Raw genomic sequence first — 18,479 nt, forward strand, 5'->3', positions numbered from 1 at the left:
CACGCAATCCGGATCAGCCCAGTGGCGAGGAGTCACCTGTGCATCAGCAGTCACCCCGTGCCGGCCGAGAAGGCGATGTGCTGGCCGTGGTCAGCCAGAGCGGACCGGCGGTCTCTTTCCACGACGTCGCCTGCGACCGGCACCTCGGTACGGTCGAAGTCCCCGCCGAGCCCCATGAGTTGTGCTTCGACCCGGTGCAGCGGCTGCTGTGGTGCAGCAGCACCTACCGCTCGGGCTACTACCACGCCAACACCGGCCGCAGCACGGAGCTGACCGTCATCGACCCCGACACCCGCCGGATCGTGGAGGTCGTCGACCTGGCCCCCGAACACGGCCCGCACGGCCTGGCCCTGGATGCGGCACGCGGCCGTCTCTACGTCAGCGTGGAGGGAGCGGCGGACCGGCCCGGCGGCGTCGTGGTGATCGACACCGCCACCCGTCGGCCCCTGGGCAGGATCGACACCGGTGCGCCGGGACCGCACTGGTTCGCCATCGATCCGACGGGGCGGACGGGCTACGCCGCCAACAAGGAGGCGCCGTTCGTGTCGGTGGTCGATCTGGAACGCGGCGCGCTCACGGGGAAGGTGGCGGTGCCGGGCAGCGAGGGGATCGCCGTCTCCGCCGACGGCGCGCACGTCTTCGTCGCCGCCCCGTACGCCGGTGCCGCCGAGGGACGGACGCCCGGCATCCGGGTGATCGACACCGGCACGCTGTCCGTGACCGCCACCCTTCCGACGGAGCACGTGGTCATGCCGGTGCACCTGACCTCGACGGGCAAGCTGCTCACCGGCGAGGTGCGCACCCGGCCCGTCCCCGGCTCCGGCCCCGAGTCCGTCTCCGCCCTCGGCCGCCAGGTGCCGGGCCGCCTCACCGTGTTCTCGGCCGCCACCCTCGAACGCCTCGGTGAACTGGAGGTCGGAGCGATGCCGTTGACCGTCCGGTCCTCCCCCGACGGCCGACTCGCCTATGTGGCCTGCGTCGTCTCCTCCACCGTCCATGTCATCGACCTGGACACTCTGCGCACCCTGACCCGGCTCGACATCACCAAGCGCGGCGAACCGGGAGCCCACGGGCTGGCGTACATCCCGCGCCACGTGCCCCTCGCCGCCGCCCTCCGGTGAGGCCGGAATGCGCCGCGAACAGCCTGCCCTGTACCGGTGTTGACCTCCCCCTGTCCCGGCAGGAACGAACCAGCGCCACCCGCCGGTCACGTGGAACTCCCGCCCTGGGAACATGCGTACAACTTCCGGCCGGCCTGATGAGTCAAGCCAACAGGCGCCGGCGTTGCGCCCACACGACATTCCCCAGGGGGACCCTTCCATGACCCACCGCATGACCCGACGCGCCGGAGTGCTGGCGGCAGCCCTCGGCGCCGGCGTGCTCATACCCACCGTGGCCGCCGCCACCCCGGCCGCCGCGACCACGCCCACCGTCAGCTGTACGTCCGCCAAGGCGGGCCTCGCCGCCAAGCTGCAGAAGGACATCACGGCCGCCCTCGCGAACCGCAAGGGCACGGTCGCCATCGGCCTGTACGACCGCAGCACCAGCACCACCTGCACCCTGCGCGCCACCAGCTCCTACGACTCGGCCAGCACCGTCAAGGTCACCGTGCTCGCCACGCTGCTGTGGGACGCGAAGAAGCACAACCGGTACCTGACGGACCGTGAGACCACGCTCGCCAAGGCCATGATCACCCGGTCGGACAACGACGCGACGACCGCGCTGTGGAAGCAGCTGGGCGTGACGAAGATCAAGGGCTTCCTGGCCGCCGCCGGGATGACCAGGACCGTGCCGGGCGCGGACGGCTACTGGGGCCTGACCCAGGAGAACGTCACCGACGAGCAGAAGCTGCTGGGGCTCGTCACCGCCAGGAACAGCGTGCTGAGCGACAACGCCCGCGCCTACATCCTGAAACTGATGAGCCAGGTCGTCTCGGACCAGCGCTGGGGCACCCCGGCCGGCGCGCCGTCCACGGTCTCCGTGCACGTCAAGAACGGCTGGCTGCAGCGCGCGACGCACGGCTGGCGGGTGCACAGCCTCGGCACCTTCAACGGCGCCGGCCACGACTACACGATCTCGGTGCTGACGCAGGACAACAGCACCATGGACTACGGCGTCACCACCATTCAGAACGTCGCCAAGGCCATCCACCGGGACATCGTGCCGACCACGTCCGGCACGGCCGTCTACACCCCGACCAGCAAGCCCAGCGAGGCGTTCGTCGCGGTGCCGCCGCAGGGCTGACGCCGCCGCGGTGGTTCACGAGGCGGACTCCCGCCGGACACCCGTCCGCCCTACGGTGACCGGCATGCGCCTGAGAACCGTACTCGCCACCCTCGCCGCCGGCCTGGCGGCGGCCACCTCCCTGACCGCCGCCGGGCCCGCAGGCGCCGACTCCGCCGCGGGCCACGCCTGCTCGCCGGCCGTCTCCCTCGGCCGCTTCTCCGACGCGCTCGACAAGACGACGTACGACGGCACCTTCGTCGGCAACTTCTCCGCCCTCGCGGTGGACCGGGACGGATCGATCGCGGCGCTGGAGGACCGTTCGTCCCTGTTCAGCCTGGATCCGACGACCCTGCGGCCGAAGGCGGCCGTCCGCCTCGCCGACGAGAAGGGCGCCGACCTCGACTCCGAGGGCCTGGCCGTCGACAGGGACGGCACCCGGCTGATCACCTCCGAGACCGAGCCGTCCGTCCGCCGGTACTCCGCCGGCGGAAAGATCCTCGACCGCCTCCCGGTCCCCTCCTCCCTCCTCGTCGCCCCGGCCGGCCGTGCCACCTCCAACCAGACCTTCGAGGGCCTGACCCTGCTGCCCGGCGGCCGCACCCTGCTGGCCTCCATGGAGGACGCGATCTCGGGCGACTCCACGGGGATCGTGCGTTTCCAGACCTGGCGGCGGCACAAGGACCACTTCCGTCTCGCCGCCCAGTACGCCTACCGCACCGACCCCGGCCTCGGCGTCCCCGAGGTCCAGGCCACCCCCGACGGCCGCCTCCTCGTCCTGGAGCGCGGCTTCACCGCCGGCGTCGGCAACACCGTCCGCCTCTACCTGGCCGACCTCCGCCATGCGACCGACACCAGCGGTACAGAGAATCTGACCGGCCAGGCCTCCGTCCGACTGGTCGAGAAGACCCTGCTGACGGACATCGCCGACTGCCCGAGCCTGGGCGGCACGGCGAAGCAGCCCCAGCCGAACCCGCTGCTGGACAACATCGAGGGCATGACGATCACCGGCCGTGATCACAGGGGCCGTCTGAAGGTCCTCCTGGTGAGCGACGACAACCAGAACCCGGCCCAGACGACCAGGTTCTATTACTTGCGGGTACGTGTCTGACTTCGCCCTTGTTTTGTTGCGGAGGGATGAAATCCGCTCACCTGTGCGTTGGTGCCTTCCGGTAGAGCAGGTCGACAGGAAGGCACCGGCGTGGCAGCGCAACGGGGATGGGCACGACGCCTGGCGGCATACGCCTGGCGGTATCCGAAGGACGTCGTCCTCGCCCTCGGCTCGTCCCTCGCCGGTATGGCCGTCATGGCCGTGGTCCCCCTGATCACCAAGGTGATCATCGACGACGTCATCGGCGACCACACCCGCTCGATGGGCCCCTGGGCCGCCGCCCTCATGGCCGCCGCCCTGCTCGTCTACGTCCTCACCTACGTCCGCCGCTACTACGGCGGCCGCCTCGCCCTCGGCGTCCAGCACGACCTGCGGACCGAGATGTACGGCACGATCACCCGTCTCGACGGCCGCCGCCAGGACGAGCTGTCCACGGGGCAGGTGGTCGGCCGGGCCACCAGCGACCTGCAGCTGATCCAGGGACTGCTCTTCATGCTCCCGATGACCATCGGGAACGTCCTGCTCTTCCTGATATCCCTGGTGATCATGGCCTGGCTGTCGCTGCCGCTGACCCTGGTCGCCCTCGCCGTGGCACCGGCCCTGTACGCGATCGCCAAGCGCAGCCGCAGCAAGCTCCACCCCGCCACCTGGTACGCCCAGGCCCAGGCCGCCGCCGTCGCGGGCGTGGTCGACGGCGCCGTCAGCGGCGTACGGGTGGTGAAGGGCTTCGGGCAGGAGGACCAGGAGACCGGGAAGCTCAGGGAGGTCGGCCGCCGGCTCTTCGCCGGGCGGCTGCGCACGATCCGGCTGAACAGCACGTACACCCCCGCCCTGCAGGCCGTCCCCGCCCTCGGCCAGGTCGCCATGCTGGCCCTCGGCGGCTGGCTGGCCGTGCGCGGGCACATCACGCTCGGCACGTTCGTCGCCTTCTCCAGCTATCTCGCCCAGCTGGTCGGCCCGGTGCGCATGCTCGCGGTGGTCCTGACCGTCGGCCAGCAGGCCCGGGCCGGCACCGAGCGCGTCCTGGAGCTGATCGACACCGAGCCGACGATGCGGGACGGCACGAAGACGCTGCCCGCCGACGCGCCGGCGACCGTCGAGTTCGACGACGTGTCCTTCGGGTACGACGGCGGGCACCAGGTCCTGGACGGGCTGAGCTTCGAGATCCGGCCGGGCGAGACCCTGGCCGTCGTCGGCTCCTCGGGCTCCGGCAAGTCCACCCTCTCCCTGCTGCTCCCGCGCTTCTACGACGTCACCCACGGCGCCGTCCTGATCGGCGGCCACGACGTCCGCGAGCTGACCCTGGACTCGCTGCGGGCCGCGATCGGGCTCGTCCCCGAGGACTCCTTCCTCTTCTCCGACACCGTGCGCAACAACATCGCGTACGGCCGCCCGGACGCCACCCAGGGGGAGATCGAGGCCGCCGCCCGCGCCGCCCAGGCGGATCGTTTCATCGCCGAACTTCCCGAGGGGTACGACACCAAGGTCGGCGAGCAGGGCCTGACCCTCTCCGGCGGCCAGCGCCAGCGCATCGCGCTCGCCCGCGCCCTGCTCACCGACCCGCGCCTGCTGGTCCTGGACGACGCCACCTCGGCCGTGGACGCCCGCGTCGAGCACGAGATCCACGAGGCGCTCAAGCGGGTGATGCAGGGCCGTACGACCCTGCTCATCGCGCACCGCCGCTCCACCCTGAACCTCGCCGACCGCATCGCCGTGCTCGACGGCGGCCGGCTCGCCGACCTCGGCACCCACGAGGAACTCCAGCAGCGGTCCGCGCTGTACCGGCGGCTGCTCACCGACCCGGACGAGCTGGGCGGAGTCTCGCCGGGCCACGCCGAGCCCGCCCTGCCGCGCGAGGACACCTCCGTCCGCGAGGAGCTGGACGCCGAGTTCGACGCCGAGCGGGGCGTGACCCCGAGGCTGTGGACCGGCGACCGGGAGCCCAAGGACCAGGCGCTGACCGGCACACCGGCCACCCCGGAACTGCTGGCGCAGGTCGAGGCGCTGCCGCCGGCCACCGACACCCCGGACGTCGACGAGGCCCGGGCGGTGGGCCGCGAGGACTCCTACGGCCTGCGCCGCCTGCTGCACGGCTTCGGCACGCCGCTGCTGCTCAGCCTGCTGCTGGTCGCCGTGGACGCGGGCGCGGGCCTGCTGCTGCCGGTGCTGATCCGGCACGGCATCGACTCGGGTGTGTCGAAGATGGCCCTCGGCGCGGTCTGGGCGGCCTCGCTGCTCGGCCTGCTGACCGTGCTGGTGCAGTGGGCCGCGCAGATCGGCGAGACCCGGATGACCGGCCGTACCGGTGAGCGGGTGCTGTACGCGCTGCGGCTGAAGATCTTCGCGCAGCTCCAGCGGCTCGGGCTCGACTACTACGAGCGCGAACTGACCGGCCGGATCATGACCCGGATGACGACGGACGTGGACGCCCTGTCGACCTTCCTGCAGACCGGCCTGGTCACGGCGTTCGTCTCGGTCGTCACCTTCTTCGGCATCATGGCCGCCCTGCTCGTGCTCGACCTCCAGCTCGCCCTCGTGGTCTTCGCGACGCTGCCCCCGCTGATCGTCGCGACCTTCTTCTTCCGCCGGGCGAGCGTGAAGGCGTACGAACTCGCCAGGGAACGGGTGTCGTCGGTCAACGCCGACCTTCAGGAGTCGGTCGCCGGGCTGCGGATCGTGCAGGCGTTCCGGCGCGAGCGGGACGGCGGGCGGCGGTTCACCGAGCGCAGCGACAGCTACCGGCGCGCCCGCATCCGCGGCCAGTGGCTGATATCCGTCTACTTCCCGTTCGTACAGCTGCTGTCGTCGGTGGCGGCGGCGAGCGTGCTGATCGCGGGCGCGCACCGGATCGAGGCGGCCACGCTGACGACCGGCGCCCTGGTCGCGTACCTGCTCTACATCGACCTGTTCTTCGCCCCGGTCCAGCAGCTCTCCCAGGTCTTCGACGGCTACCAGCAGGCCACGGTGTCCCTGGGCCGCATCCAGGAGCTGCTGCGCGAGCCGACGTCCACCAAACCGGCGGACGAACCCGTGGAGGTGCTGTCCCTGCGGGGTGACATCGCCTTCGAGGACGTGCACTTCGCCTACGGGGTCGCCGATGAGACCGACGCGGCGCTGACCGGCATCGACCTGACGATCCCCGCCGGGCAGACCGTGGCCTTCGTCGGCGAGACCGGCGCCGGCAAGTCGACCCTCGTCAAGCTGGTCGCGCGCTTCTACGACCCCACCGCGGGGCGGATCACGGTCGACGGCACGGATCTGCGCGCCCTGGACCTGACCTCGTACCGGCACCGCCTGGGGGTCGTCCCGCAGGAGGCCTACCTCTTCCCGGGCACGATCCGGGACGCCATCGCCTACGGCCGTCCCGACGCCACCGACGCCGAGGTGGAGGCGGCGGCACGGGCGGTGGGCGCGCACGACATGATCGCCACGCTGGACGGCGGCTATCTGCACGAGGTCGCCGAGCGCGGCCGCAACCTCTCGGCCGGCCAGCGCCAGCTGATCGCGCTCGCCCGGGCCGAGCTGGTCGACCCCGACATCCTGCTGCTGGACGAGGCCACGGCCGCCCTGGACCTGGCCACCGAGGCCCAGGTCAACCAGGCCACCGACCGCCTGGCGGGCCGCCGTACCACGCTGGTGGTCGCCCACCGCCTGACCACGGCGGCCCGCGCGGACCGGGTCGTGGTGATGGACCACGGCCGGGTCGCGGAGGACGGCACCCACGACGAACTCCTCGCCCGTGACGGCCGGTACGCCGCACTGTGGCGCACCTTCGTCGGCCGCCCCGAACCGGAGGAGCCGGTCACCGCGTCCCGCTGAGGCCTTGCGAGGACCCTGTCGACGCGTGGTGCTGACGGTCGTGCAACCATCCGACATACGTCGTGCGTCCGTACATCAGTACGGCATTCGGGGGTGCACGACCACATACGGGGAGGATGACAGTGGACAGTGGTGGGATACGCCGACGCCTGGCGCTCGGCGCGGCAGTGCTGGCCGCGACCGGCGTGCTCGGTTTTGTGACATCCGGTACCGCCGCGGCGGCGGGCACGGCCGGCGGCTGCGCCGGGCGCGAGGTGTGGACCCGGCAGTTCAGCAGCGGGGTGACACACGTCTACAAGCGCGACGGCTACGTCTGTGCGGTCACCGTCGCCCGGCACCCCGGCACCACCCAGACGATGTCCGTCAGCGTCCAGGTCCGTGGCGGCCGCCCGGTCGTCGACAAGGGGCGCTACCGGCTGCTCGCGGGCCCGGTGACGGTCCACGCCGGCCGTCGCTGCGTATGGGTCAAGGGCTCGGTGGGAACGCGCGGGTCGGTCGACTCGGGATGGATCCTGTGCTGAGCTGACGTGCGGACGCACCCGGGGTCGTCGTGGCCGGCGCCCCGGGTGCGCAGGACGGGCACCGCACGCGCCGGTCTCACCGGCGGCGGCCCCGCCGTCGCGCGCGCCACAGGTATCCCCGGACCAGCACATCGCCCAGGAGCCGCCAACGGCCCAGCGGGTGCAGCAGGTTCCGCACCGTCCTGGCGGGCAGCCCGTGCACCAGGATCTCGTCGTCGGTCATGTTCACGAGTTCCTTCAGGCGGGCCCTCATGTACGCGACGGGGTCGCCCTTCCCGGGCGGGGTCTCCGCCCGCAGGATCGCCTCGTGGAGCCGCCGTTCGGTCTCCTCGCCGTCCTGCTGTCCCCTGAGCAGACCGAGCAGGTGATGGGCGGCGTCGAGCCGGCCCCAGGTGAAGTCGTAATGGCGCCACTTCCTGCTCATGAACGCGGCGAAGTGGTAGCAGCGCAGCCCGTACAGCTTCTTGCCGCCCAGGCCCACCGACCAGTCCTCGTTGAACAGGGGGCCCATGTCGTCCGGGCCGAGCCGCAGGAACCGGAAGTCGGGGGAGAGTTTCTCCATGGCCCGCGCGGGAGGGGCGAAGGCCTGGGTGAGGACCTCCACCACCAGCATGGCGGCCACCACGTCCTCCGGTCGCTCCCATCGCTCGTAACGGCCGTCGGCGTGCGCCGTCTCCAGGAAGCAGGCCGCGGCCTCACGCACCTGCTTCCCGGCCTGTGCCGGGACCGAGAGATCCGCGAACACCTTGTCGAGCCGCTGCGCCTCCTCCCAGGGCCCCGGCGGGCACTCGTCCCAGCGCGTCTTCTCGCGTACGGCCTCGTTGACGGCGATGACCTTCAACAGGCTGTCGTTGACGAGCCGGATCGCGGCGGCGGCCCTGCTCTCCCTCGTCCGGTCCGCGGCTTGGCGTGCCGCGTCGAGCAGCTGATGGAGCTGGAACAGCAGGCCCTGCAGAAGGCGTTCCGCGGGGGTGAGACCCCAGCGCCACTCCTGGAGGCCGGGCTCGGTCAGGCTCGTCGCGTCGGCGGGCGGCAGCCACAGCAGGTCCAGCGCGAGGATCTCGCGCAGGGTGCGCTCGTCGGGCCCCTCGGCGGTTCTCAGCGCGGTCACCCGCGCATTGGTGAGGGCCAGCCGTCTCCGTACGGCCATGACCCGGCCCCTGCGGTACTCGGCGTACAGCGCTTGTGCCGCCTCCCGCATGGCGCGCTCCTCCTCGTGGCCCCGGCCGGGGTCGAGCAGCCGCTCCAGCAGTTCGTCCTGGGATCTGGGCCCGCTGAGTTCCAGGCGGAGCTGTACGTCGTCGATCCCGGAACGGAAGTCGACCTCCTGGGGGTAGTTGAGTGCGCTCCAGGCAGCCGTCACGATGCCGATGTCGTGGCACCGCTGGTTCTTGACCGCCTCGTCGGCCGGCATTCCGCCGGAGGGGACCACGAACATGAGGACACGCTCGGCCGGGCCGCCGCGGCGTTCGGTGATCTCGTCGAGCACCGGGGTGAAGGGCGCGTTGTTGAGGACACCACCGTCCATCACACAGCTCGCGGGGACGTCGAGCCGTTTCTCCGGGTGGACCCGGTGGTCGAGGAGGGGATGTTCGCTGACCGGCTGAAAGGCCACCGGATAGCCGGCCGTGGCGCGTGCCGCCCTGGCCAGGGCCCGGAGGCGGGTGTCGGCGAAGTCGTCGAAGGCGGACTCGTCGAGCTCCCACGCGGTCCCCCGCTCCACATAGCCGAAGGTCTCGGGCTCATTGCGGAACCGGTACATGCGGCGGTGGTCGCGCACGCCGAAGGCACTGCCGGCGCTGTCCTCGTAGGTGCGGTGACGGCCGTCCAGCGCGGTGGCGGTGACGAAGAGCGTGACGCGTTCCGAGAGCTGCTGCCGTCCCGGAAGCAGGTCGGCGAGGGCTTCCGTCACCTTCTTCTCGAACCAGCTTCCGTCGAGGAGGGTCTTCCTGCGGGCCCGGCGCCCGGTCCGGCACAGCTTGTCCAGCGAGGCGACCTGCAGCCACAGGTCGCGGAGGTTCACGAGCCGGGATCCACGGGCGATGGCCGTGGCCAGCAGCAGGCCGTTGAGGCCGCCCGCGGACGTGCCGGAGATGATGTCGATCTTCACCTCGGCCCCGGCGTCCTCCGCCACCTGCTGCCAGATCCGGAAGACCTCGCGTTCCTCCGGCGGGACACTGCTCGCGGGGTCCCCCCTGGACGCCCGCCGGAGCAGGTCGAGTTCATGGGTGACGCCGCCCATCCACACGGCGAGACTGACGCCGCCGTTCATCACGAGGGCGATGCGGTGTTCGGCCCTCGGCGGGTCGGAGGAGCCGCGCCGTAGCACCGCGGCGTGGGCGCGGTGCAGCCGCTCGGAGATCGGCGTCCGCTTCCGGTCGTGCATGCGGCCTCCTCCAGCGGGCCGGACGCCCGGACCGATCCGCCTTGGGTCATGACGGCCCCAGCCTCGCCGTCCTGCGGGGCAGGCGCCACCGAGGGCGGTCCGTCCGGGCGACGGCGCGCCCGCACGGAACCCGGCGCGGGTCGGTTGCGTCCAACGCGCAGGTTGCCGGACGAGTCCCCGTGCCGTGGTGTCGGCCCTTCGCGACTGGCCGCGAACGCCGACCCACCCTCTTTGCCGCGGCGCGGCCGACAGCCCGCCGCCACCGGCGCGCCCCCCTCCCCTGCGCCGGTGGCGGCCCCTTCTGCGGTTACTGTGCATTCCCTTGACGGAAAGAAACTTCCTGGATATTGGTGACTCCTCGGAAGTTTCCTTCAGCGGTTCTCCTCTGGAAGGAGCGCACGTGCCCGACACCAGCACGGGAAGCGACACCAGCACGGGAAGCACGGGAAACACCGCACGGCCGTCCAGACGCGCCGTCCTCGCCGCCACCGCGGGCCTCACCGCCGCGCTGACCGTACCGACGACCGCCCGCGCCGCCGCAGCCGGCGAGGACCGCCGGCTGCGCGCCCTGATCTCCCGGATGACGCTTCAGGAAAAGGTCGGCCAGCTCTTCGTGATGCGGGTCTACGGCCACTCCGCGACCGCCCCCGACCAGGCCGACATCGACGCCAACCTCAAGGAGATCGGCGTCCGCACCGCGGCCGAGCTGATCGCCAGGTACCGCGTCGGCGGGATCATCTACTTCACCTGGGCCCACAACACCCGTGACCCGCACCAGATCGCGGACCTGTCCGCCGGCATCCAGCAGGCCAGTCTGGACCAGCCGCGCGGCCTGCCGGTGCTCATCGCCACCGACCAGGAGCACGGCGCGGTCTGCCGGGTCGGCAAGCCCGCCACCCTCTTCCCCGGCGCGATGGCGATCGGCGCCGGAGGCTCCCGCGCAGACGCGCACACCCTCGGCCGCATCTCCGGCGCCGAGCTGCGCGCGATGGGCATCAACCAGGACTACTCCCCGGACGCCGACGTCAACGTCAACCCGGCCAACCCGGTCATCGGCGTACGGTCGTTCGGTGCCGACCCGGACGCCGTCGCCGCGCTGGTGGCCGCCGAGGTGAGGGGCTATCAGAAGTCCCGGGTCGCGGCCACCGCCAAGCACTTCCCGGGCCACGGCGACACCGCCGTCGACAGCCACACCGGCTTCCCGGTCATCACCCACAGCAGGGACCTGTGGGAGAAGCTGGACGCCGTACCGTTCCGGGAGGCGATCGCCGCCGGCATCGACTCCATCATGACCGCGCACATCCAGTTCCCGGCCCTGGACGACTCCGGCGACCCGGCCACCCTCTCCCACCCGATCCTCACCGGCATCCTGCGCGGCGAACTCGGCTACGACGGCGTCGTGATCACCGACTCCCTCGGCATGGAGGGCGTCCGCACCAAGTACGGCGACGACCGGGTGCCGGTGCTCGCGCTGAAGGCCGGCGTCGATCAGCTGCTCAACCCGCCGTACCTCGACGTGGCCTGGAACGCCGTGCTGAAGGCCGTCCAGGAGGGCGAGCTGACCGAGTCCCGGCTGGACGAATCGATCCTGCGCATCCTGCGTCTGAAAGCCGGGCTCGGTCTCCTCGACGACCCGTACACCGACCGGAACCGCATCGAGCGCACAGTGGGCACCAAGGCGCACCTGGCCGCCGCCGACCGGATCGCCGAGCGGACCACCACCCTGCTGGTCAACGAGGACCACACGCTTCCCTTCGACCCCCGGACCGAGCCCCGCCTCCTCGTCGTCGGCGCGGACCCGGCCTCCCCCTCCGGCACCACCGGCCCGCCCACCGCCGTGCTGGCGGCCGCCCTCACCGAGCTGGGCTTCACCGCCACGGCCCTGTCCACCGGCACCTCGCCCTCCGCCGCGACCATCGCCAAGGCGGTCACGGCCGCGCAGGACGCGGACGCGGTGATCGTGGCGACGTACAACGTGACGGCAGGCAGTGCCCAGCAGACGCTGGTGGACCACCTGCTGGACACCGGCAGCCCCCTGGTCGCCCTCGCCGTCCGCAACCCCTACGACGTGGCTCAACTCCCCGCCGTCAAGGCCTGCCTGGCGTCCTACGGCTGGACGGACGTCGAGGTGCGCGCCGCCGCACGCGTGATCGCCGGACGCGTGGCGCCGCGCGGCAGGCTGCCGGTGCCGGTGCAGCGGGCCGACGACCCCACGCAGGTGCTGTACCCGATCGGGCACGGGCTGACGTACTAGCCGTACGCCACACACCGGGCGCAATACCCCCAATGGGCGGAAACCCGCCCGCATGTCTGGCGTGGCCGCACTGCCAAGGGCCACGCTGGACCGGGGTGTCAGGGGGGTTGCCATGCGTGGGAAGGGTGCCGCAGGACTCGCGTGCCTGCTGCTGGCCGTCCTGCTGACCGGCTGCCGGGCCCCGGCGGGCGCCCCCGTCGGCGACGCCCGCCCCACCCCCGCCGCGACCAGCGGCTACGGCGCCGAGTTCCTCGCGGTCGGCGAGTGCAGCTCCTTCGGCACGACCAGCTTCACCGAGGTGCCCTGCACCAGCGAGCGGGCGGCGGCGAGGGTCGTCGCCCGCTACGACGGCGCGGCGAGCGACGGCCCCTCGTGCCCGACGACCACCGACTTCGTGCTGCACATCAGCGCCCAGGCCGCAGCCGGCGACGAGGACGGCGACGGCGCCATCCCCCAGGGCTACGCCTGCATGCGCAACCTGGAGCCCCCGCACCCCGGCGACCCCGGCGGCGGGGGCGGCCCGCGCACGATCCCCGGCGACTGCGTGTACACCTCCGGCGAGGGCCAGGTCCGCGAGACGCCCTGCGACGGCTCCGGCGGACACCGGCCCCAGTACCGGATCACCAGGGCGGCGCCGGCCCGCGAGGACTGCCCGGCGTCGACGTCGTTGTACGTCCAGCTGGGCGGCCGGAACCCGGTGGGCTGCGCCGGGCGGGTGTGACTGTCCTCTACGGCCTCAGCGCGGGCTCGCGCTCAGGATCCCGGACGTCCAGCCCGGCGTCGAAGCCGGCCAGGGGCTTCGCCCGGGCCACGGCGGTGGAGGAGGCTCCGGCCCACTCCAGGATGCGCTCCGTGGCGAGAGCCTTCTGATCCGGCACCAGGCCCGCCACGTTCGCGCCGTGGTTCATGCCGGGCGCCGTGAAGACGTACGCGTCACGCGCACCCGAACCGAGCCGGAAGCGCTCCGAACCCCAGGGGTCGTTCTGGCCGTACACGAAGAGCATGTGCGTGGCGTGGTGCCGGACCCATGCGTCCACGTCCCGCATCACGTACGGCTGGAAGCGCATCGGGATGGAGCGGGGCACGTAGTTGCGCGGCGGCTGGTAGCCGTAGCGGATCAACGTGCGCTCGATGTGCGGGAAGTGGATGGTCGGAGCGCCGAGCTGGGTCCCCGCCTGGTAGTAGTACGGCGTGTACTGCGCGAGGCCCTGGTCGGTGTAGGCGGAGAAACCGGAGATGGTGTCGACCGAGTTCCAGATCTCCTCGTCGCTCGCCGTGGCCGCGTTCGCCGGGACGGTGTCGCAGTCCTTCAGCAGGCTGTACTGCCAGAAGCCCCACACATAGTCCAGGACGACCGCCTCGTACGCCTTGTCCAGCCCGCCGACGGTGTCGAAGGTGTAGCCCTTGCCGGCGGCGTACTGCGCGTACCGCTGCTCCAGCTGCTTGCGGCGCACCAGCGCCTCCCGCTGGACGGCGTTCAGCCGGTCCCGGCACTCCTTGGTGCCGACGTGCGCGAAGAAGCGGTCGTAGGCGGAGTCCTCGTCGTTGACGACGTCGTTGGGGGCGACATAGGCCACCACGCCGTCCATGTCACGCGGGTAGAACCGCTCGTAGTACGTGGCCGTCATGCCGCCCTTGGAGCCGCCGGTGGCGAGCCAGTTGCCGCCGTAGACCGGCTTCAGCGCCTGGTAGACCCGGTGCTGGTCGCTGGCCGCCTGCCAGATGTCCAGCTTGGACCAGTCGGCGGGGTCGGGGCGGGACGGAGTGAAGAAGCGGTACTCCAGGGAGACCTGGTTGCCGTCCACGATCTGGGTGGGCTCGCGGCGCGAGGGGGCCGTGGAGACGTTGTAGCCGCTGGTGTAGAAGACCGTCGGGCGGCTGGTGTCCTTGTGCAGCACGGTGATCCGCTGCTGGAAGGTGCCGCGTTCCGGGTGCCGGTGGTCGATCGGCTGGGTGTAGTTCAGGACGAAGAAGCGGTAGCCGGGGTACGGCTTCTCCTCGATCAGGCTCATGCCCGGTATGGACAGCAGCCGGTCCTTGATGTCGGTGGGCCCGGACTGTGCGGCGGTGGCCGCGCCGGCCGCTGTGCTGCTCAGCGTGCCTATGAACACCGCGAGCGCCAGCAGCCATCTGAGCACCTTGTGCATGCGCACTCTCCCCTGGGTGACTGTTGTGAGACACATGTGCGCCGGAAGCTATCGGAGCAACTGGTGTCACGCCAGGGGGATTTGCGCGAGACGGCGGGAGACGCGTGTTCCGGGGCCGTCGCTGATGGTCAGTCAGCTGCTGTCGGCTCCATGGAGGGCGCGGATTGCTCCCTCAGCTCGGGCGTCGTCGCGGCGACCGTCGCCACCGCCAGCAGGCACAGCAGACCGCCGGTGATCAGCGAGGTCGCGCCGGAGGTCCAGCCCGCGACCAGGCCGCCGCGCACATTGCCGAGGTCGGGGCCCGCCTGGCCGACGATCTGCTCGGCCGCCGTGACCCGGCCGAGCAGCGCGTCCGGGGTGCGGGTCTGCACGATCGTGGACCGGGAGACGACCGAGAGGGTGTCCCCGGCGCCCGCGAGGACGAGCAGGGCGAGGCCGGTCCACGGGTTCGTCGTCAGCCCGAAGAGGACCAGGGCGGCGCCCCACACGGCCGCCGCGCCCAGCATGACCGCGCCCGGCCGGCCGAGCCGGGTCACGGCCCCCGACAGCGCCGTCGCCGCGATCCCGCCCACCGCCACAGCCGACAGGAACAGACCGAGGGTGCGCGGGTCGTTGCCGAACCGTTCGGCGTTGACCAGCGGGAACAGACTGACCGGGAAGGACAGCACGGTCGCGGCGAGATCGGTGATCAGCGCGCCGCGCACCACCCGGTGCCCGGCCAGGAACCGCAGCCCGTCCAGCACCCCGTGCACGCCCGCCCGCGACGGCTCGCCCTGCGGAGGGAGCGCGGGCAGCCCGAACGCGCCGTAGAAGGCGAGGCCGAAGCTGAGGGCGTCCAGCAGATAACAGGTGCCGAGACCCAGCCAGCCCAGCAGCACACCGCCCAGCGCCGGACCGAGGAGCAGCATCGCCTGGCCGGTGATCTGGTTGAGGGCCAGACCGGCGGCCACCTGGTCCCGGGGCAGCAGCCGCGGCACGAAGACCCCGGCCGCCGGGGCACCCAGCGCGCCGAACGCCGACCGCGCGGCGACCAGCGCGAGGACGGCCACCACCGGGACATGCCCGGTGAAACCCTGCACGGCCAGCAGCAGGGAACAGGCCGCCTGGCCCACGGTCGCCGTCAGAAAGATCCGCCGCCGGTCCGCCCGGTCCACCCAGGCCCCCGCGAAGAGCCCGAACACCACCAGCGGCAGCGCCTGCGCGAGCCCGACCGCGCCGGTCCAGGCCGTGCTGCGGGTCACGTCCCACACCTGGTACATGACCGTCACCACGGTCATGAACCCACCCAGCGTGGACACGGTCCGCCCGATCAGCAGCCGCCGGAAGACGGGCGAGGTGCGCAGCGGCCGTATGTCGATGAGCGAGCCCCGAATCACCGGGGGAGGCTAGCCGGGCGCCTGCGCTCCGGCCAGCGAATTAACCGGGGTGCGGGGCAGCGCCGGTGGCGGCGCGGGGCTGTGTGCGACATGCGGCTGCGCCGCGAGGGCGCCGGGCTGGGCCCCGTCGGCCTAGGCCGCCTCGTCCAGCAAGCGCAGCATGTGCTCCCGACCCGCATCCAGCAACCCCGCGAGCGGGGCGGCAGCCTCGTACCACCGTTTCTCGTACTCCCAGCACAGCCATCCGTCCCACCCGCGCCGCAAGAGCACATCCACGCACTCGGTGAGCGGCAGCACCCCCGAGCCCAGCGGCAGCGGCGCCGTGTCGTCGGCCGACGCGATGTCCTTGACCTGCACATACCCGAGGTGCGGAGCGAGCGCCGCATAGGTGTCGGAGGGCTGCTCGCCACCCAGCCAGGTGTGCATCACGTCCCACAGCGCACCCACCTGCCGATGGCCGACCGGGCCCAGCACGCGGATCGCGTCGGCACCGGTGGGATGCGAGTCATGCGTCTCCAGCAGGATCCGCACCCCCAGCGCGGCAGCGTCCTCGGCGGCGGTGCCGAGCCGCCGGGCGGCGAGCGCGTCGGACTCCTCGGCGGGACGCTCGGGGTCGGCGCCGGGGAAGACCCGGACGAAGGGCGCGCCCAGGTCGTGGGCGAGGTGGAGGAGGTCCCGGATCTCCGCCAGTACGGGTGCGTCCGCGCCGGGCGCGGCGACACGTGCGTACCCGGCGAGGCCCAGCACCTCGACTCCGGCCGCCTTGAACAGGGCGGCCGTCTCGGCTCGTTCGGCGGGGGAGAGGCCGGGGTGCACCGGCTCCTCCGGGTGGGCGCGCAGTTCGACTCCGTGATAGCCGTGCGCGGTCGCGAGCGCGAGGACCTCCGGGACGGGCAGGCCGGGGACACCGAGAGTGGAGAACGCCAGCTTCATGGGGCGGACCCTACTCGCCACACGCCCGATCCGCGCAGTACCGCCGCCAGTCCCGGCCGTCAGTCGCTCGCCGCCGGTTCCGGCCGGTGAGCTTCTCAGCGAGGGAGTGCTGGGGTTCTCGGTGCCGAGGACGAGGGGTGCGCCGGTCATCCGCCCGTCGCGCGCAGCTCCAGCCGCCAGTCCTGACCCACCAGGTCCTTGCCGAACGAGCGGTGCGGTTTCTCGGCGGCGAGGACGAAGCCGTGGCGCTGGTAGATGCGGCGGGCGCCGCTCAGCACGTCGTTGGTCCACAGCACCAGGTCGCGGTAGCCGACCTCGCGCGCGAAGTCGATCACGGCCCGCACCAGCCGGTCCCCGATGCCGTGCCCGCGGGCCTCGGGCTCGACGAGCAGCAGCCGCAGCCGCGCGGTGGCGGGCGTGTCGTCCCGTACGCACATCACGCAGCCCACCGGCCGCCCGCCCTGCTCGGCGATCCACACCCGCTCCAGATGCGGGTCGTGATCCCCGGCGAAGTCGGCGACGATCCGGGCGACCAGCCCCTCGTAGTCGGCGTTCCAGCCGTACTCGGCCGCGTACAGCGCGGCGTTGCGCTGTACGATCCAGCCGAGGTCCCCCGGAAGCGGCTCGCGCAGCACCACCTCGCCGGACCGGGCGCGCCCCTCGCCGAGGAGGTCCTGGATGGTCCGCATGGCCTCCGCGAGGCGGGGCCGGTCGGCCGTGGCCACGGTGTCGAGCAGGGCCCCGACCGTGTCCCGTGCCCGCTCGTCCAGCAGCCCGGCGGCCTCGTGACCCCGCGTGGTGAGCCGCACCCGCCGCCGGCGCGGATCGTTCTCGGAGGGTCCGCGCTCGATCAGCCCGGCGTCCTCGAATTTGTTCAGGATCCGGCTCAGATACCCGGCGTCCAGGCCGAGCAGTGCGCGCAGGTCGGCCGCGTCCAGGTGCGGGACCTGGGCGAGTTCGTACAGCACGCGGGATTCGGTGAGGGTGTACGGGGCGTAGAGATGGCGGCCGTAGTCGAGGGCGCCGATGACGCCCGTGTAGAAGCGGTTGAAGGCGCGGACGTCCTGCACGGTCATGATCGGCCCCCGGATGCTTGACTCAGTCAGAGATATCGCCCGTCCGAGCGTAAACCCGCTGCCCGCCCGCGTCCACGGCCGGGGAAACGGCATACGCGTACGGGAAGTTGGGCCTCGCTCCCGCTGCCTCTCCGCGCCGGCCCGCTCGTTTTGACTTCGTCGCAACCTCGTCGTAGTTTAAGAACAAACGTCACATATGCCCGTTCTGCATCGGGAGTGACGATCCGCCGCCGGAGCACATCACGGGCGGCGCGATCACGCACGGAGCTACGCGCAGGCTACGGAGCGCAGACTGACGGCCCGTCACGGCCGCCGGAAATCCATCACACCCTCCGGAGAGGGGCTCATCATGCGCGCGCACACCACCCGCATCAAGAGAGTGGCCATCGCGGTCTGCTCGGCGCCGATCCTGGCCATCGCCGCCGGAGCCGGAGCCGTCAGCGCGGCCACTGCTGCCGCCCCCGACCACGTCGCAGCCTCGGACCACGGTGGTGGCTGGGGCGGAGGCGACCACGGCGGCGGCTGGGGCGACCACGGCGACCACGGCGACGGCGGTTGGGGAGGAGGAGACGACCACGGCGGCTGGGGCTGGGGCGATGACGACGACGACTACTGAGTCGCCCGTCGCGATCG

13 protein-coding genes are annotated in these 18,479 nt (G+C 72.0%); 8 read left to right on the top strand and 5 right to left on the bottom strand.

What is annotated here, in order from left to right:
* The first annotated feature begins 38 nt into the window (after positions 1-38).
* The 5 genes from ACZ41I_RS00310 to ACZ41I_RS00330 all read left to right on the top strand — a co-directional run bounded on the left by ACZ41I_RS00310 (position 39) and on the right by ACZ41I_RS00330 (position 7,674).
* Entirely contained in the window at positions 39-1,121 is a 1,083-nt protein-coding gene (locus ACZ41I_RS00310; RefSeq protein ID WP_468512814.1) for a YncE family protein, read from the top strand.
* A gap of 199 nt (positions 1,122-1,320) precedes the next feature.
* Positions 1,321-2,244, top strand: coding sequence for a serine hydrolase (locus ACZ41I_RS00315; protein WP_468512815.1), 924 nt, complete (start codon positions 1,321-1,323; stop codon positions 2,242-2,244).
* 64 nt (positions 2,245-2,308) lie between these two features.
* Positions 2,309-3,334, top strand: a complete 1,026-nt coding sequence (locus ACZ41I_RS00320; protein ID WP_468512816.1) for an esterase-like activity of phytase family protein — start codon at positions 2,309-2,311, stop codon at positions 3,332-3,334.
* Between the two features lie 90 nt (positions 3,335-3,424).
* Positions 3,425-7,153 carry an ABC transporter ATP-binding protein gene (locus tag ACZ41I_RS00325; protein WP_468512817.1) on the top strand — a complete coding sequence of 1,243 codons (3,729 nt, stop codon included), beginning with the start codon at positions 3,425-3,427 and terminating at the stop codon, positions 7,151-7,153.
* A 116-nt stretch (positions 7,154-7,269) separates the two neighbouring features.
* The gene (locus ACZ41I_RS00330; RefSeq protein ID WP_399768812.1) at positions 7,270-7,674 is read left to right on the top strand and encodes a hypothetical protein; all 405 of its coding nucleotides are present in this window, start codon (positions 7,270-7,272) and stop codon (positions 7,672-7,674) included.
* A gap of 76 nt (positions 7,675-7,750) precedes the next feature.
* On the opposite strand, the gene ACZ41I_RS00335 is transcribed toward ACZ41I_RS00330, so the two are convergent.
* Positions 7,751-10,060 carry a DUF3376 domain-containing protein gene (locus tag ACZ41I_RS00335; protein WP_468512818.1) on the bottom strand — a complete coding sequence of 770 codons (2,310 nt, stop codon included), beginning with the start codon at positions 10,058-10,060 and terminating at the stop codon, positions 7,751-7,753.
* A gap of 400 nt (positions 10,061-10,460) precedes the next feature.
* Between ACZ41I_RS00335 and ACZ41I_RS00340 the strand changes: the two genes are divergently transcribed.
* Both ACZ41I_RS00340 and ACZ41I_RS00345 read left to right on the top strand, forming a co-directional pair.
* Positions 10,461-12,314 (top strand): glycoside hydrolase family 3 protein, encoded by a 1,854-nt coding sequence (locus ACZ41I_RS00340; RefSeq protein ID WP_399768817.1) that lies wholly within the window; start codon positions 10,461-10,463, stop codon positions 12,312-12,314.
* 112 nt (positions 12,315-12,426) lie between these two features.
* Positions 12,427-13,035, top strand: a complete 609-nt coding sequence (locus ACZ41I_RS00345; protein ID WP_399768819.1) for a hypothetical protein — start codon at positions 12,427-12,429, stop codon at positions 13,033-13,035.
* Between the two features lie 7 nt (positions 13,036-13,042).
* Here ACZ41I_RS00345 and ACZ41I_RS00350 read toward each other — a convergent pair whose 3' ends face one another.
* The 4 genes from ACZ41I_RS00350 to ACZ41I_RS00365 all read right to left on the bottom strand — a co-directional run bounded on the left by ACZ41I_RS00350 (position 13,043) and on the right by ACZ41I_RS00365 (position 17,846).
* A complete protein-coding gene (locus tag ACZ41I_RS00350; RefSeq protein WP_399768821.1) occupies positions 13,043-14,461 on the bottom strand; it encodes a S28 family serine protease in 1,419 nt (472 codons plus the stop codon).
* A 128-nt stretch (positions 14,462-14,589) separates the two neighbouring features.
* Positions 14,590-15,837: an MFS transporter gene (locus tag ACZ41I_RS00355; RefSeq protein WP_468512819.1), complete on the bottom strand. Its 1,248-nt coding sequence runs from the start codon at positions 15,835-15,837 to the stop codon at positions 14,590-14,592.
* Positions 15,838-15,969: 132 nt separating this feature from the next.
* Entirely contained in the window at positions 15,970-16,770 is an 801-nt protein-coding gene (locus tag ACZ41I_RS00360; RefSeq protein WP_468512820.1) for a sugar phosphate isomerase/epimerase family protein, read from the bottom strand.
* A 146-nt stretch (positions 16,771-16,916) separates the two neighbouring features.
* On the bottom strand, positions 16,917-17,846 hold the full coding sequence (locus ACZ41I_RS00365) for a GNAT family N-acetyltransferase (protein WP_468512821.1): 930 nt from the start codon (positions 17,844-17,846) through the stop codon (positions 16,917-16,919).
* A gap of 349 nt (positions 17,847-18,195) precedes the next feature.
* On the opposite strand from ACZ41I_RS00365, the gene ACZ41I_RS00370 reads away from it, so the two are divergent.
* On the top strand, positions 18,196-18,462 hold the full coding sequence (locus tag ACZ41I_RS00370) for a hypothetical protein (RefSeq protein WP_363213997.1): 267 nt from the start codon (positions 18,196-18,198) through the stop codon (positions 18,460-18,462).
* Positions 18,463-18,479 lie beyond the last annotated feature (17 nt).

It is taken from the genome of Streptomyces sp. NPDC030799 (assembly GCF_055572255.1).

What these genes read in the sequence shown, in the direction of transcription:
- ACZ41I_RS00365 (WP_468512821.1), bottom strand. Translation starts at nt 17,846, where the DNA reads ATGACCGTGCAGGACGTCCGCGCCTTCAACCGCTTCTACACGGGCGTC.
- ACZ41I_RS00335 (WP_468512818.1), bottom strand. Translation starts at nt 10,060, where the DNA reads ATGCACGACCGGAAGCGGACGCCGATCTCCGAGCGGCTGCACCGCGCC.
- ACZ41I_RS00350 (WP_399768821.1), bottom strand. Translation starts at nt 14,461, where the DNA reads ATGCACAAGGTGCTCAGATGGCTGCTGGCGCTCGCGGTGTTCATAGGC.
- ACZ41I_RS00330 (WP_399768812.1), top strand. Translation starts at nt 7,270, where the DNA reads ATGACAGTGGACAGTGGTGGGATACGCCGACGCCTGGCGCTCGGCGCG.
- ACZ41I_RS00315 (WP_468512815.1), top strand. Translation starts at nt 1,321, where the DNA reads ATGACCCACCGCATGACCCGACGCGCCGGAGTGCTGGCGGCAGCCCTC.
- ACZ41I_RS00345 (WP_399768819.1), top strand. Translation starts at nt 12,427, where the DNA reads ATGCGTGGGAAGGGTGCCGCAGGACTCGCGTGCCTGCTGCTGGCCGTC.
- ACZ41I_RS00360 (WP_468512820.1), bottom strand. Translation starts at nt 16,770, where the DNA reads ATGAAGCTGGCGTTCTCCACTCTCGGTGTCCCCGGCCTGCCCGTCCCG.
- ACZ41I_RS00370 (WP_363213997.1), top strand. Translation starts at nt 18,196, where the DNA reads ATGCGCGCGCACACCACCCGCATCAAGAGAGTGGCCATCGCGGTCTGC.
- ACZ41I_RS00320 (WP_468512816.1), top strand. Translation starts at nt 2,309, where the DNA reads ATGCGCCTGAGAACCGTACTCGCCACCCTCGCCGCCGGCCTGGCGGCG.